At 72.7% G+C, this 14,749-nt stretch carries 11 protein-coding genes; 3 read left to right on the plus strand and 8 right to left on the minus strand.

Features of this window, described 5'->3' with window-relative positions; all coding sequences use genetic code 11:
• Nucleotides 1–84: 84 nt before the first annotated feature.
• From OYE22_RS30055 to OYE22_RS30075, 5 genes are all read right to left on the minus strand, one after another.
• The gene (locus OYE22_RS30055) at nt 85–3,444 is read right to left on the minus strand and encodes a S8 family serine peptidase (RefSeq protein ID WP_277323334.1); all 3,360 of its coding nucleotides are present in this window, start codon (nt 3,442–3,444) and stop codon (nt 85–87) included.
• Nucleotides 3,445–3,556: 112 nt separating this feature from the next.
• Nucleotides 3,557–4,636, minus strand: a complete 1,080-nt coding sequence (locus OYE22_RS30060; protein ID WP_277323335.1) for an ABC transporter permease — start codon at nt 4,634–4,636, stop codon at nt 3,557–3,559.
• A complete protein-coding gene (locus OYE22_RS30065) occupies nt 4,633–5,565 on the minus strand; it encodes an ABC transporter ATP-binding protein (protein ID WP_277324391.1) in 933 nt (310 codons plus the stop codon). Before OYE22_RS30065 ends, OYE22_RS30060 begins: the two co-directional genes overlap by 4 nt.
• Nucleotides 5,566–5,569: 4 nt before the next feature.
• Entirely contained in the window at nt 5,570–6,037 is a 468-nt protein-coding gene (locus OYE22_RS30070; protein ID WP_277324392.1) for a GntR family transcriptional regulator, read from the minus strand.
• A 255-nt stretch (nt 6,038–6,292) separates the two neighbouring features.
• Nucleotides 6,293–7,387 (minus strand): endonuclease/exonuclease/phosphatase family protein, encoded by a 1,095-nt coding sequence (locus OYE22_RS30075; protein WP_277323336.1) that lies wholly within the window; start codon nt 7,385–7,387, stop codon nt 6,293–6,295.
• Between the two features lie 527 nt (nt 7,388–7,914).
• Between OYE22_RS30075 and OYE22_RS30080 the strand changes: the two genes are divergently transcribed.
• The 3 genes from OYE22_RS30080 to OYE22_RS30090 all read left to right on the plus strand — a co-directional run bounded on the left by OYE22_RS30080 (nt 7,915) and on the right by OYE22_RS30090 (nt 11,477).
• A complete protein-coding gene (locus OYE22_RS30080; protein WP_277323337.1) occupies nt 7,915–8,922 on the plus strand; it encodes a DUF4232 domain-containing protein in 1,008 nt (335 codons plus the stop codon).
• A gap of 100 nt (nt 8,923–9,022) precedes the next feature.
• Nucleotides 9,023–9,733 carry a ribonuclease H gene (locus tag OYE22_RS30085; protein ID WP_277323338.1) on the plus strand — a complete coding sequence of 237 codons (711 nt, stop codon included), beginning with the start codon at nt 9,023–9,025 and terminating at the stop codon, nt 9,731–9,733.
• A gap of 742 nt (nt 9,734–10,475) precedes the next feature.
• Nucleotides 10,476–11,477 carry an SDR family oxidoreductase gene (locus OYE22_RS30090; protein ID WP_277323339.1) on the plus strand — a complete coding sequence of 334 codons (1,002 nt, stop codon included), beginning with the start codon at nt 10,476–10,478 and terminating at the stop codon, nt 11,475–11,477.
• A gap of 89 nt (nt 11,478–11,566) precedes the next feature.
• Here OYE22_RS30090 and OYE22_RS30095 read toward each other — a convergent pair whose 3' ends face one another.
• The 3 genes from OYE22_RS30095 to OYE22_RS30105 all read right to left on the minus strand — a co-directional run bounded on the left by OYE22_RS30095 (nt 11,567) and on the right by OYE22_RS30105 (nt 14,663).
• Nucleotides 11,567–12,274, minus strand: a complete 708-nt coding sequence (locus OYE22_RS30095) for a hypothetical protein (protein ID WP_277323340.1) — start codon at nt 12,272–12,274, stop codon at nt 11,567–11,569.
• A 137-nt stretch (nt 12,275–12,411) separates the two neighbouring features.
• Entirely contained in the window at nt 12,412–13,716 is a 1,305-nt protein-coding gene (locus OYE22_RS30100; RefSeq protein ID WP_277323341.1) for a beta-ketoacyl synthase N-terminal-like domain-containing protein, read from the minus strand.
• Nucleotides 13,713–14,663 (minus strand): acyltransferase domain-containing protein, encoded by a 951-nt coding sequence (locus tag OYE22_RS30105; protein WP_277324393.1) that lies wholly within the window; start codon nt 14,661–14,663, stop codon nt 13,713–13,715. The genes OYE22_RS30100 and OYE22_RS30105 overlap by 4 nt, the downstream gene beginning before the upstream one ends.
• Nucleotides 14,664–14,749: the final 86 nt, after the last annotated feature.

Below are 14,749 nucleotides of genomic sequence, written 5' to 3' on the forward strand. Positions count from 1 at the left end.
GGCCAGCGTGCCCCGTTCCCAGCGGGAGCGCCCGGGCCGGCCGGAGCCGGCCCGGGCGTACAACCAACGCACGTGCCCACGGACCTACTTCACGAGCCGGTAGGCCCGGTGGATGGTCTGCTTCAGGGTGTTGCCAGCCGCGTCCGTGAGCGTCGCGCGCAGGGACACCGTGCCCGCCTTCGCCGGGTGGCGCAGGTCGAGGCGCTTGCCGTCGACCGCCTTCGTCGGGTGCCAGGTCCGGCCGTCGTCGTAGGAGACGGAGAAGGCCAGCTTGCGGGCGGTGCGCGCGGTGGCCGCGCCCTCGACCGTGAACGGGACGGAGAAGCGCGTACCCGCCTTGGCCGTGCTCTGCGTGGACAGCCGGGGCGTGAAGCGGACCACCGACAGTGGCAGCCGCTGCCCGGCACCGGTGACGTGCGCGGAGGTGAAGGCCCACTCGGTGGTGACCCGGGTGGAGACCGACGAGAGGGCGGTGGGGCGGGAGACGTCCGTCGTCAGGCGGTACGTGCGCTTGGCGGCGGGGAGTTCGTGCGAGATGCCGGTCAGGTCCGTGTTCGTGGCGAAGATCTTCTTGCCGCCCGCGTACAGGGTGCTCCTGGCCTTGCTGTAACGGGAGTCGCCCACGTGCCCGGCGCCGTCGGAGAAGAGCGGAAGGTAGGCCGTGAAGGTGTCACCGACGCGGACCGCGCCCGGACGGTCCTCGCCATCGGTCAGCGGGCCCGTGAGATGCGGTCCGAAGACACCGGTGTTGAAGCGCTCGGTGTACTGCTTGCCCGCGCTGTACGCCCGGGGGTTCGCGGTCCACTGGCCGGCGTCGTCCTCGGGTTCGCCGCCCGCGTCCGTGCCACTCGTCTGCCCCACGGCGTACCGCCACCGCACGCCCGGCAGAACGTAGTCGGTGAGGGTGGCGGGCAGGGAGAACTCGGTCGGGTTGAGGTCGGCCCAGAAGCCGCTCCCCGGCGCGAGGGGCGCGGCGACGAGCGACCCCTTCTTGTCCTTGGCGGGCTCTCCGACGGGGATGGTGACCTTGGCGAACTGCGAGCGCTTCAGGTTCGCGGTGAAGCCGGCCAGGTCGCCGGTACGGTTCATCGCCGGCCGGTAGCTCGTACTCCCGTGTGTCCAGGTGCCGTTGTACTGTGCGAACGCCTCGCGGGCGGGCAGTCGGGCGCCCAACTGCCCGACGCGCAGCTTGTCGAAGCCGCTCATCTCGTACGTGGTGACGCTCTGTTGCCGGTTGATGTCGAAACCGTAGTTGAGGGTGGCGTCGGTGGGCTTGGCCCTGGCGTCCGGCACGGTGATCCGGACCGGTTCGGCCTGGCGGGCGTCCATGACGAGGGTGGTGTCACGGGTGAGCGAGAACTTGGGGTTGAGGAGGAGGGCCAGGCCCCCGGCGTCCGGGGTGGCGCCCGTGTCGATGCGGCCTTCGAGGCTGTAGCGGCCCCTGGGCAGCCGCACGGTGAACTCGCCGTCCGTGTCGTCCGAGTAGTCGTTCCGGATGGCGTTGTCCAGCCCCTGCACCCCCGTCTGGGAGCGCCCGGCGGGCTTCCCCCTGAGGTCGAGATGCCTGACGGTCAGGTCGTACGACTCGACTTCGCGCTGTAGGCCGACACCGGTCCGTGCGGTGACGCCGGCGCCGTCCGTCGCGGTGACCGAGCCGCCGAAGCGGCCGTCGGCCGTGCCGGCGCTGCTGTCAGCGGTGACCTGGGCGGTCGCGGTGCCGCCCGCCGGGACGGTGAGCCGCTTCGGCGAGACCTCGAACATGCCCTCGGCGGCGGGCTTTCCGTCCTCGCCGTACACCTCGGTGGTGAGGTCGAGGGTGAGGGGGCGGTCGCCGTCGTTGCGGTAGGTGACGGTCTTGGTGACCGGTCTGTCGTCGGTGTGCGGCCACTGCTGGGTGGGGAAGGCGAGGGTGGCCGGGCTGGTGGTGAGACGCTGGACGATGGCGTGGGCGATGTCCGTACGGCCCGTGCCCTGCGCGAACGCCGATACACCGGGGGTGGGCTTGGCGGACGCGGTGAGCGCGGCCTTGAGGCGCTCGCCGGTCCAGTCGGGGTGACGCTGGGCGAGGATCGCGGCGGCACCCGCGACGTGCGGGGTGGCCATCGACGTACCGCTCATCGAGACGTAGCCGTCGGCGGCTGGTTCGCCCTCCGTGCCCTCGGCGGCCTTCGCGGCGACGATGTCGACGCCGGGGGCGGTGAGGTCGGGCTTGAGGGAACCGTCCGCCGTCGGGCCGCGGCTGGAGAAGCGGGCCATCGTGTCGGCGCGGTCGACCGCGCTGACGGTGAGCGCGGCGGCGGCGCTGCCCGGCGAACCGACGGTGCCGGCGGCGGGGCCCTCGTTGCCCGCGGCGACCACGAAGAGGGCGCCGGAGGTGGCGGACAGGTCGTTCACGGCCTGTTCGAGGAGGTCGTCACCGGGGGTGTCGGGGCCGCCCAGGCTGAGGTTGATCACCTTGGCGCCCTGGGCGACAGCCCACTGCGCACCGGCGATGATCCCGGACTCCTCGCCGTAACCACTGTCGTCGAGCACCTTGCCGCTGAGCAGCCGGGCGCCCGGCGCGACCCCCTTGTACGTGCCCCCGGAGCGCGCGCCGGACCCCGCGACCGTGGACGCCACATGCGTGCCGTGACCCACCCGGTCGACCGTGTCCGTCGCCTCGGAGAAGTTCTTCGCCGCGTCGATACGGCCCTTCAGATCCGGGTGCGTGCCGTCAACTCCGGTGTCCAGCACGGCGACCGTGACGCCCGTGCCGTCGTACCCCGCCGCCCATGCCCGGGGGGCGCCGATCTGCGCGGTGCTCCGGTCGAGGGCCGCCTCGACCTTCCCGTCGAGCCAGATCCTCTCGACCCGGCCGGCGGCGGCCGACCTCTCCCGCGCCGTGCCCCCACTGCCGGTGAGCGTCTGCCACAGGTGGGCGCCCTCGGACTTGCGGGCCTTCAGCGCGTCCCCGTTGACGCTGGGCAGGTCCCGGCTGACCCGGGCACCGGCGGCGGACAGCGTGCTCGGCGCCAGGGTGCGGCCCTTGGCGTACGTCACGACCAGGGGCAGGTCGGGGCGGGCCGCGTCGTCGTAACCCCACTTGACCAGCTGCGTCACGTCGAACAGCCGCCGGTCGGCGGTGCCGTTCGCGAGGAGCCGCTCGGCGTCACGCGGAACGACGTAGGTGCGGTCGGCGCTCCGCGCTATGCGGAAGGCGGTGCCTTCCCGACCCTTGCCGGGCCGCACACCGGTGACCTGTCCGGTGGCGTCCAGCGTGACCCGGTCACCGGTGACGAGGGTGACTGTCCTGGCCTTGTCGAGGGCGCGGGCCGTGCCCGCCGTACCGCTGTCGAGCTGTGAGGCCCCGGATTCCGGGGTACCGAGCAGGGTCGCGGCGAGGGCGGCGGTGACGAGCACGGCGAGAGCGGAATCCCCGCTCGCTCGCCTCTTACGGTGCTTCACGGCATGCCTTTCTCTCTGGGCCTCCGGGCATGGCGGAGCAGCCCGACGGACGGGACGAGGAAACAGAGGGGAACGTGGCGCCCCTTCTTCAAGGGGCGCGGGGCGTACGAACTCAGACGAGCCGCTGACGACCCCAGAAGAAGAGGAACGCCACGACACCGGCGGTCAGGACGAACAGAATCGACGCCCCGAACCACTGCATGTCGTTCATCTGTGACATCGGGAGGTACTGCACCGACCAGCCCACGACATCGGCCTTGTCCAGGCACGCCTGCTCTGCCGCGTCGGTTGGCGCCTTCGAGCAGGAGGCCCAGCCCACCAGGTCCCCGCTGCCGGTGACATACGACTGATCGACTTCGTAGGCGCTCTCGGGGACCGTCGGAGGCGTGTTCTCGCCTGTGACGCCCTTGTTCGTCGTGATCGTGACGACGTCGCCGAGCGACAGCAGGAACCTGCCCCAGACAAGCTGGAGGACGACGGTGAAACCGAAGGTGACCACCATGGCCGTCAGCGTGCGCCGCAGCACCACACCGATCGCCACTCCGCCGAAGACGGAGAAGAGGGTGAGGGCGACAGGCACCGGGCCCGTCGTGTTGAACGCGGCGCCCGAAGTCCATTCCATAACCGTGCCCTCGGACCTGACGGGGTTCCACCACCAGCCGAACACCGCCGACAACCCGCCCGTGCTCACCACGACCACCAGTCCGGCCGATGCCAGCTTCGTGGCGAGCCAGCGAGTCCGGCTCAGGGACTGGGAGGCGACCAGCTTGGCGGTGCCGTTCTCCAGGTCGCCCGCGATGAGCGGGGCGCCGAGAAAGACACCGAGCAGGATGGGTACCACCTGGAGACTCATGGAGCCGATGGAGAACGCCTCGTGGTACTGCTGGAACCTGTCGCCCGCCTCGTGGAGACTCCTGCCGGGATAGCCGTGACCGTCGAGGAAGTCGACCAGCTGACCGCGCTGGTAGACCATCCAACCCACGAAGAGCACGGTGGCGACGAGGATCGTCCAGAACACGGCCCGGTGCTGGCGCCAGACCAGCCAGGTCATACCGCTGAGTCGGGGGCGCCGGTTGGCCTCCGTGGTGCTCGCGTCCAGGGGCCCGTGAGCGGTCCCGTTCACGGTCCCGTTCGCGCCGTCGCTCGTGGAGCCGGTCGAGGTGCTGGTCGAGCCGCGGGTGAAGGTCCTCATGCCGCCACCGCCCCGGTGCCTAACCCCCGGCCGTGGACCTGGGCGGTGGGGGTGACCAGCGGGGGTGCGTCGGGTGAGCGGAGATAGGCGAGCAGGAGTTCCTCCATGGTCGGGGCGCCTGTGTCCCAGGGACCGGTGACCGGGCCCCCGGGGCGGATGAGCGCGGTGAACTGCCGTCCGCTGAACCGGGACTCGACGAGGGTGTGGTGCCCGAGGGCGGAAGGCATGCCGTCACCCTCCCTGGCGCCCGTGACCAGGGTGTGCACGGACATCAGCTCGTCCACGTCGCCGGCGAGGCGCACTCCGCCTCCGGAAACGACAACGAGGTAGTCGCACACGTTCTCCAGTTCGGCGAGGACGTGGGTGGACATCAGCACGGTGGTTCCGCGCTCGGCGGCCTCGGCGAGCAGGGTGCCCATGATCTCGTGGCGCACCACCGGGTCGAGGTCCGACATCGGCTCGTCGAGCAGCAGCAGGTCGGGGCTCTTTCCGAAGGCGAGGGCGATGGCGACGCGGGTGCGCTGGCCTCCGGAGAGGGTGCTGATCCTCGCGTCGAAGGGCACGTTCCCGGCCCGGATGATGCCCTCAGCGGCGCGCTGGTCCCAGCCGGGGTTCAGCTCCCGGCCCAAACGCAGGGTCTCCGCCACGGTGAAGTGGCGGAACAGGGGCTTCTCCTGGGCGAGGAACGCCGTGCGCCGAACGGACTCCACCGAACCCGGGGCCTCACCGAACAGGCTGATCGAGCCGTTCGTCGGCCGCAGAACATGGGCCGCGATGCTCAGCAGCGTGGTCTTGCCCGCCCCGTTGGGCCCCATCAGGCCGCAGATCCGTCCCGCCGGGAGCCGGAAGGAGCAGTCCCGCAACGCCCAACCCCGCCGGTAGCGCATCCCCAGCCCGTACGCCTCGATCGCGGCTTCCCCCGCGTACATACCTTCACTCACCTGTGCTCCAGGTTGTCGTGGCCCCGGTGGGCCCCGTTGTCGTGGACCCTGCTGCCGCCACGTTCCCGGCGGCGTACTGCTTCTCCATCGCCGACGCGACCAGCGCGGCCACGTCCTCCCGCTCCAGACCGGCCCCGGCCGCCTTCGACATCCACGCCGTCAGCTCCGCGTACAGCGGTGAGTCGGTGCCCGTCTCGGGGCGGCCCAGCGTGCGACGTACGAAAGTGCCCTGGCCTGGTCGCGGTTCGACCAGGCCCTCGCGCTCCAGCTCGCGGTACGCCTTGAGGGTGGTGTTCGGGTTGACCGTGCTGGTCTCGGCGACCTCCTTGGCGGTGGGCAGCCGGTCACCCGGCACGAGTACGCCCAGCCGGAGGGCCTGCTTGGTCTGCTGCACGATCTGCTGGAAGGCGGGGACCCCGCTCCGCCTGTCGATGCGGTACTCCAGGATCACCACCACTATTCCACTACTTGATTAGTGGAACGATGGTGGAGGGGGGCGAGGACGGTTGTCAATGCCGGCCGAAAACGGGGAGAAGCGGATGGGAGGTGCGCTGGCCGTCTGTTCCGGGGACGTCGGCGGACGGGGAACGGGTCGTGACCAGCGAGAGGCCGTGTCCCGCCCCTGGCGAGCCAGCCGTACGGGCGTGGCTGGTGGCCGGCGACCGGTATGGCCGGATCGCGTCCCGTCCGGGTGTGGGCCCTGGGAGCCGGGCGCTCAGCGCGCGGCGACTCGGAAGGTGCTGAGGACGACCTTGTGGTCGGTCGGCCAGATCCAGGTGGGACGCCAGAACCTGTCCTCGCCCGACTCCTCCACGCGCTTGCTGCGAACGATGGTGCTGGACGGTCCGACGAGGATGCTGTCGAGGAGCCGTAGACGCTCGTCCGGGAGGTAGAAGACGAAGTCGATCCGGTCCCGCTCGTCGGCATCGGAGGCCCAGGTGAGCTGGCCGACGTCGGCGCCCGGGTTGTCACTCGGCCAGGTGAAGCCCGGCGTACGGACGGGGTCCGGGTTGATCTCGCGGTAGCTGTCACGGAACCCGGCGTCCTCGATCGCCTTGGTCGTCGACCAGGTGACCTCGGTGCCGTGGTGGTCGAAGAGGTGCCCGGTCCGGTGGTCCCAGTCCTGGTGAGAGGGCTCGTTGAAGTCACCGGCCAGCAGCGTCAGCCGCCCCCTGAACCGCTCCCGCCCGACATCCGCGAGCACGGCTTCCGTCACCTGTGTACGCCCGGAGGCCGCGTTGAGCCGCATGATCAGTTCGGCGTCGGTGATGGGGCCGGTCGGGATCTTCTTCCAGCCGTACTCGTGAGTCGGCAGCGGTGGCGGCGTGCCGCCGCCGTAACCGCGCGGCAGGTAGGTGACGTAGTAGCGGTACTCCAGGTGTCCGGAGTAGACCGCGATCTCGGTGCCGTCGACCGAGACGATCACCTTCGACCAGGACGGGAACGGCGTGTGCGCGATGATCGGCCATCGTGAGATCACCGCTGGATCGACCGCGTTCTCGTAGCCGAAGTAGGTCAGCCCGCGCTTGGCCAGATCGTCCAGGAGACCGTCCACCCGTTCCCGGTTCGACTCGCTGAGCGTGACCACGTCCGGCTCGGTGGCGGCGACGGTGTCGGCGATGCCCTCTCGGCCCCCCTCGACCTCGCTGCCGCCGAGCCAGATGTTGAACTGCATCACCTTCAGGTCGCGGTACGGAAGCCCGTCGTGCTGCCCCGCGCCCTGCGCGGCGGCCTCGGCCGTACCCTCGGCCGGCACTCCCGCTCCGACGGCCGCGCCGGCCGTCCCGAGTGACTCGTGACGCCTGACCATCAACGACCTCCGGTGACTGTCCTGTATCCATGGCCTGACACGGTCGAGCCGGGCCGGGGAACGGCGCGGCTTCCGGTCCGCGACAGGCGACCCCGGGTGCCAGGCCAGAGCCGCGCCGACGCCGACACACCCTTCTCCCACCCTGTGCAACCCTCGCCGGCCACACCTCCGGAACTGGGCCGAACGGGTGGCGCTCCGACTTGCGGGGTGACGCGGCAGGTGCTTCGCCGCGCGCGGCCACCCGTACACCCAGCGGCATGGCCGGAACCCGCGCTCCGTGCGCCGCCGGCCTCCGCACCCATCGGCGCGTGTCGCTGGCCGCTCCCCAAGGGGGCGCCTCGCCCGGAGCCCGCCGGCCTTCGCTCCGTGGTCGGGTGCGGGTGGCGCCCCGCCCGGGACGGCGCCTGACCGCCACAGCCACCCGCTCACCCCAGCCCGTACCGCCCCGCTTGTCTGTGGCAAGCTTGTTACCGCCCGTGTGACCCCTGTCACCACCTTGTGTGGTCTTGTCCTGTTCGACTGTGCGGATGCCTGCCGCCTCGCTCACCCGCCCCCTCGCCGTCGCCGGTGTTCTGCTGCTCACCGCCTGTGGAACGCAGGAGGCCAACTCGCGGAGCGACGGCTCGTCGCAGCCGCGTGGACCGGGCGCGACGGAGATCGCCAGTGCGCGCCCCTGCCCCGCCGAGTCCGCCGGGGCGTCCACCGCGCCCCGACCGTCGGCCTCGCCACGGGACAGGAGCGATGGGCTGGTGGGCGGTGTCACGGTCATCACCGTGGGGGACGGGCCCCGGGCCTGCGCCCAGTTCCAGGTGACCAACCACGAGGCCGAACCCTTCACGTACACGATCAGCTTCACCGCCCAGTCGGCCACCGGGGAGGCCCTGGCCAACACGGAGCAGACGGTGGCGTCCGTGCCGCCGGGCCGGACCGTGCGGCGCACCGTCGTCGTGGACGACCTGCCCGGAGTCCCGGCCGACGGCGGCGGCGTGAAGATCACGAAGGTGCGCGGCGTTCCCGCCGACGAGGCGCCCGCCAGTGCCGGGTCCTGTCCCGCGTCGGGCGTGCGCGTGCACGCGGACGAGGGCTCCGCCGCGATGGGGCTGCGTGCCGTGAGCCTGCGTTTGGAGAACTGCGGCACGCGCGTCACGCGGCTCAACGGCTACCCGCTGCTCCAACTCCTCGACGACGGCCACCAGCCGCTGGGGGACGTGCGGGTTCTGCACGGCGGCAGCGCCATCGCCACCGGCACCGGGGCGGACGGCGAGCCGCGTCCGCTGGCCGTGCGGCCGGGGGAGCGGGCCTACGCCGTCCTGGTCTGGCGCAACACCGTCGACAACGGCGCGGCTGAGCCCGCGCACGCCCCGTACGTACGCGTGCGGGCCAAGCCCGGCGCCGACCCGGTGATGGTGACCCCGGAGCTGGACGTCGGGACGACGGGGCGGGTGGGCATCGGCCCGTGGAAGAAGGACGAGACGGCGGGCGGCGGGGCGACGAGGCCGACCGCCAGCGGGGCGCCCAGCGGCCCCGCGTCCTGAGCCTGGCCCCCTACCGACCGTCGCCGGTGGGCCCGCCGCGTGCCGTCGCCCCGGTCGGGCGGCGGTTCGTCGGCGGCGGCGGGTAAGGCATGATCGGAGGATGTCTGATCGCATCATCGCCGCCTGTGACGGGGCGGCCAAGGGGAACCCGGGCCCGGCCGGATGGGCGTGGGTCATCGCGGACGCGGACGGCCGCGTCGAGCGCTGGGAGTCCGGGCCGCTCGGCCGCGCCACCAACAACGTGGGCGAACTCACCGCCCTGCAGCGCCTGTTGGAGGCGGTCGACCCGGAGGTGCGGCTGGAGGTGCGAATGGACTCCCAGTACGCCATGAAGGCCGTCACCCAGTGGTTGCCCAGTTGGAAGCGGAACGGTTGGAAGACGGCGGGCGGCAAGCCCGTCGCCAACCAGGAACTCGTGCGGGCCATCGACGCGCTGCTGGCGGACCGGGACGTGGAGTTCCAGTACGTGCCGGCGCACCAGGTGGACGGCGACCCGCTGAACGCGATCGCCGACCAGGCCGCCAGCGACGCGGCCGTACGGCAGGAGGCCGCCGGCACCGCGCTCGGCGCCACGGAACCGCCGGTGCCCGCGCCGCAGCGCGCCACGCCGGCCCGCGCGCGCTCCGGCGCCACGGGGAAGCGGCCGGCCCGGACGTCGTCGGGTGGCGGCTCGCGCACCATCAAGGCGAAGTTCCCCGGCACCTGCCCGTGCGGGAAGTCGTACGCGGTCGGCGAGCCGATCACCAAGCTCGGGACCCGCTGGGGCCACTCCGAGTGCCGCGCCCTGGTCGCGGAGGGCGCCCAGGTCTGAGCCCCGGTCGCGGCCCGCGCCCATGGCTCGCGCTTGCGCGCCGACCGCGCCCCCGTCCTGGGACGCCCTCGCCCCGCGTCTCGCGGCGTCGGGGGCGCGGCCGGTCAGGGGCCCGCTCGCCGTCGTGTCGCGGCGGCGTCGCGCCGGGTACCCCTCGCCGCCCCAGCCCCCGACGGGGGCGACCAGCGGGGCCCGGTCGCGACCCCGGCCCGACTCTGCACCCCGCCGCTCACGCTCCACTAACGCATCGCTGCCTCGCCCGCTCGGCGCGCGTGCGGTGTTCCCGGCCGGCGCCTCACGGCGGCGGGCCCGGCCAACCGTCGCCGGGCTCACGGAGAGCGGCCCGGGGCGGGTTCGTGGAGACCCGCCGGAGGGAGCGGCACGTGCGGTGACGCGGTCGGTGGGGGTCTGGCCGCCGGACCGTCGCGACCGGCGAAGAGGGTGTGTGGTGACGCCGTTCGAGCTCAAGTGTCCTGCACGTGCGGCAACTTGGGCGACCGGCGTGCGGGCCCGCCAGCTCGCCCGCGAAGGTGGCAAGAACCGGCCACGGGCGTGGCCAGGAGTGGCCACTGGAGCTGCTTCGGGAGATGATCGCCTGCAACGATGTGTGATGCGCATATCTCCCATGCGCAACGGGCCTTGGACGCGCGTTGGTGCTGTTCCCAGCGTGTGAAGGTTGGTGCCCCGCCGCCCGTCCGGCGGCGGGGTGACGTGAACTCACTCACCCAAGGGGTCTTCTCGCGTGCGCGTATTCGTCACCGGAGCGACCGGATACATAGGGTCCGCGGTCGTCCGCGAACTCATCGCCACCGGGCACGAGGTCGTCGGGCTCGCCCGCACGGACACGGCCGCTGCGGCGCTCACGACGGCCGGGGCCGCGGCGCACCGTGGCTGCCTGGGCGACCTCGACAGCCTGCGCGCCGGCGCCGCCGCCGCGGACGGCGTCATCCACCTCGCCTTCAGTCGGGACCTCTCCGACTACGTGGACGCGGGAAAGCTGGACGTGGGTGCCGTCGAGGCGCTCGGGGCGGCGCTCGCGGGCACCGGCAAGCCGCTCGTGGTCACCTCGGCGACGCTGCTCCTGGCCATGGTGGCCCCGGGCTGCCGCGGAACCGAGGAGGTGCCGCCCGTGCCGGGCTCGACGGCGCCGCGCATCGCGGCCGAGAACGCGGTCATGGCCCTGGCCGAGCAGGGCGTGCGCGCCTCCGTCGTACGGCTCGCGCCGGCCATGCACGGCGAGGGTGGCCGGGGGCTCATCTCGCGCCTGGTCGACCTCGCCCGCGAGCGGGGGGTGTCGGCCTACGTCGGCGACGGCGCGAACCGCTGGCCCGCGGTGCACCGGTGGGACGCGGCGCGCCTGTTCCGGCTGGCGGTGGAGGCCGCCCCGGCGCGTTCGATCCTGCACGGCGTCGCCGAGGAGGGGGTGCCGTTACGCGCCATCGCCGAGGTCATCGGCCGCCGGCTGCGGGTGCCGGTCGTCAGCCTGACACCCGCCGAGGCAGGCTGTCACTTCGAGTTCCTCGCTGACCTCGTCTCGCTGGACAACCTGGTGTCGAGCGACCTGACGCGGCAGCGGTTGGGTTGGACTCCCGCTTTTCCCGCGCTCCTCCCTGACCTGGAAGCCGACCCCCGCCTGGTGACCCGCGTCAGCGCGCCGGAAGCGACGGACGACCCGGTGCCGTGCGAAGGCCAGCCTGACCCGGGTTGCTGCCAGGCGATGGCCCAGCAACCCACCCCTGGGTGAGGACGGCACCCGTATCCGGCGACACCCCCACCGGCAACGTTGTCAGCTCGGTGGGCGCGCGACGGCGCCCCCGAGGGTGTGTCGCGGGGTCAGCCCGCGCTGGACGTCCGGCGCGCGATCGACCGGCAGGTCCGGAAGAACCGCACCACCTGGTCGCTGTCGTCGTCGGCGAGCAGGGACAGCCACGTCCCGTCGGGGAACGACAGCCGAAAGCGCGGGAAGTGCTGGTCGGCGTCGCGCGGGATGTCGGGCCTGGCCGTCTGGTACGGGATGCGAGCCACGATCCGCAGCCGTCGGGCCCGGCCCTTGAACCACACCCGTGAGGGGGCCGCGAGGAGCACCAACTCCTCGTCCGTCGGCACGATCAGCCGCTCCCCGTCGGGTGCCTGCGCGTACCAGGACAGCAGCGTCCGCCCTGCCGCGCCGTCCCAGTCGCCGTCGAACGTCTGGTACAGCCCCTGTTGGCGCGCCACCGCCGTGCGGCGCTCGGCGGCCTCCCGCGCCTCCTTCCTGGCGCGCCGCGCCTTGGCGCTGAGCGCCGGGCCGTCCCAGCCCTCGATGGCCGCCACGAGGAGCAACGGCGAGGCCACCACGAACCCGAGGGTGGCCAACACGCGGGGGAGCGGGCGGCGGCGCGGGCGCACCCGTCCCGCGCCGGCCGGGGGCGGCCCGGGGAGCGAGGTCACCAGGGCGCACCAGGTCGCCGACTCGGCCCACGTACGGGCTGCCGCCGATCGTGACTGGCCCTCCAGCGACACCAGTTCGGCCGCCCGCGTCCGCATGTGCTTGGTTCCCACCCGGCCCAGGGTAACCGGGCCGGGCGGGAAGGCTGTTGGGTGTGTCGAGTCCGGCGCGCGGGTGGGTGGCGGTCGCGCTCGCCGAGCCCGGTGAGGTGGTGCCGGGTGCGCCGCCGTACGCCAGTGGGCTCGCGGGCCTACCCGGCTGCCCCGAAGACGACGCTGGTGTTGATGCCGCCGAAGCCGAAGGCGTTGCTCAGCGCGTGGCGCGGCCGGGCCGCGACCGGCTGGGCCGGGGCGAGGCGCAGGGGCGCCGCCGCGGGGATGGGCTCGCGCAGGTTGGCGTTGGGGTGTACGAAGCCGAGCCGGAGTTGCTGCACACAGGCCACCGCCTCGATGGCCGCGGCCGCCCCGAGACAGTGCCCGGTCAGCGACTTGGTGGCGTTCACCCAGGGCTGCCCGACGTGCTCGCCGAGCAGTTCGCGCAGGGCCTCGGCCTCGGCCTCGTCGCCCTGCGGTGTGGAGGTGGCGTGCGCGTTCACGTAGTCCACCTGGGCGGAGGTCACGCCGGCGTCGGCGAGCGCGCGTCGCATGACGCGGACCTCGTCCGCGCGCGATGGCGAGGACAGTCGGCTGCCGTGCAGGGCGACGGCGCCGCCCAGCATGTGGGCCAGCGGCCGGGCGCCGCGCGCCGCGGCGTGCTCGACGGACTCCAGCACCAGCGCGGCGGCTCCCTCGCCGTAGACGAACCCGTCGTGCCCGGTGTCGAAGGGACGGCTGCGCTCGTGCGCCGGCTCCTGGACGGTCTTGGCGCCGAGCGCGCCGAGGTTGAAGAACGCCATCTGCTCGACGGGCGACAGTTCCGTCATCGGTGCGATGACCAGGCACGCGTCGACGTAGCCGGCCCGGACCAGGCGGAACCCGGTGACCAGGCCGACGTTGCCGGCGGCCGACGCGCCGCCGGTGGTCACACCCTCGCCGAGGACGCCGAACAACTCGCTCGCCGTGCCCAGCAGATCGCTGTCCCACAGGTCGATGGCGTAACTCGGGCGCACGAAGGAGGGTGCCTTGCGGTACTTGTCACCCATCTCCTGGTACAGCCGGTGCGCCTGGTTGCCGCCGGCGACGACGAGGCCCGCGCGGGTGGCGTCCAGCTCCGTGCGACCGAGGTCGCCCCCGGCCGGCAGGCCCGCCTGGGACCAGGCCTGTACCGCGGCGAGCAGCGAGTGCTGCTTGGTGCGGGTGGCCCGACTCAGCAGGGGGCGCAGCCGCTCGCGCAACTCCGGCTCCACCGTGGACGAGTGCTCCGCGAGGGTCTCGGCGGGGGTGCGGCGCTGGCGCGCCACCACGCCGAGGGTGGCCGGCAGGTCCGGCCCCGGCCGCTCGTAGGTCACCCCGGACGTGCCCGCCCGCAGGGCCGCGGTGAACTCCTCGACGTCGCTGCCCAGGGCGCACTGCACGCCGAGCCCGGTGATCGCGACACCGCTGCCGCGGTCGGTCACAGCGCCTCCGCCCGCAGCGTCCGCAGCCGCGCCGGCTCGGTCCCGAATGGGGTGATGACGGGGTAGGTCCTCAGGTCCGGGTGGCTGGTCTTCATGATGGCGGCCAGCGTCGAGGACGGCGTCAGGTCGACGTAGTGGGCCTCGGCCGCCCCCGGCACGGCGGACAGGGCGCGGGTGAAGGCGATCGGCCGGCGCAGGGTGCTCCAGCAGTCCTCGGCGTGCCAGCCCTTGACCACGTCGGTGCTGGTGGACGAGATCAGCAGCGGCCGCGCGGACGCGGGGTCCGGGGTGGCGTCGAAGGTCAGGGACGCGGCCAGTTCGGTGATCGGGTCGCGCAGCCCGTCCAAAGCGGAGGAGTGGAAGGCGAAGTGGACGGGCAGCGTCACGGTGATCAGCCCGCGCTCCTTGAGCGCCTCGGTGGCGATCCGCAACCCGGCGGCCTCGCCGCTCAGCACGAAGTGGCCGCCGTGGTTGACGGAGGCGACCTCGGTGTGCTGGTGCAGGACGGGCAGCTCCTCGTAGAGCCGGGGGTCGCCGAGCACGGCGACCATGCCGCCCGGTCGCAGCCTGCCTTCGAGCAGGTGCGCCATCTCGATCACGAAGCCGAGGGCGGCCTCGGCCGGCACGTACCCGGCGATCGCCATGGCGCTGAACTCGCCGAGGCTGGAGCCGACGAGGACGTCGGGGCGCAGGCCCTCGGCGCGCAACACCTCGCTGAGCGAGTACTCGACCATGAAGATCGCCGCGTTGGACAGCGCGAGGTCGTCGCAGGGGTCGGACAGGCCGCGCCCCGAGCCGTAGAGGTAGTCGACGACGGACCGCTCACCCCGGCCGGTGCACACCGCGTCCAGGCGGTCCATGCTGCGCCGGAACTCGGCGTTGTCCTGGTAGAGGGACGATGCCATGCCGAAGTACTGGGACCCCTGCCCGCCGAGCAGGTACACCATGTTGCGCACGTATTATCCCCCGGTTACTTCTGCTTTTTCTTTTCATGAAATATCGCATGACTGGACCGACGGGTCCACTTTTCCAT

This window comes from Streptomyces sp. 71268 (assembly GCF_029392895.1).
In the GTDB taxonomy this organism is placed as follows: Bacteria; Actinomycetota; Actinomycetes; order Streptomycetales; family Streptomycetaceae; genus Streptomyces.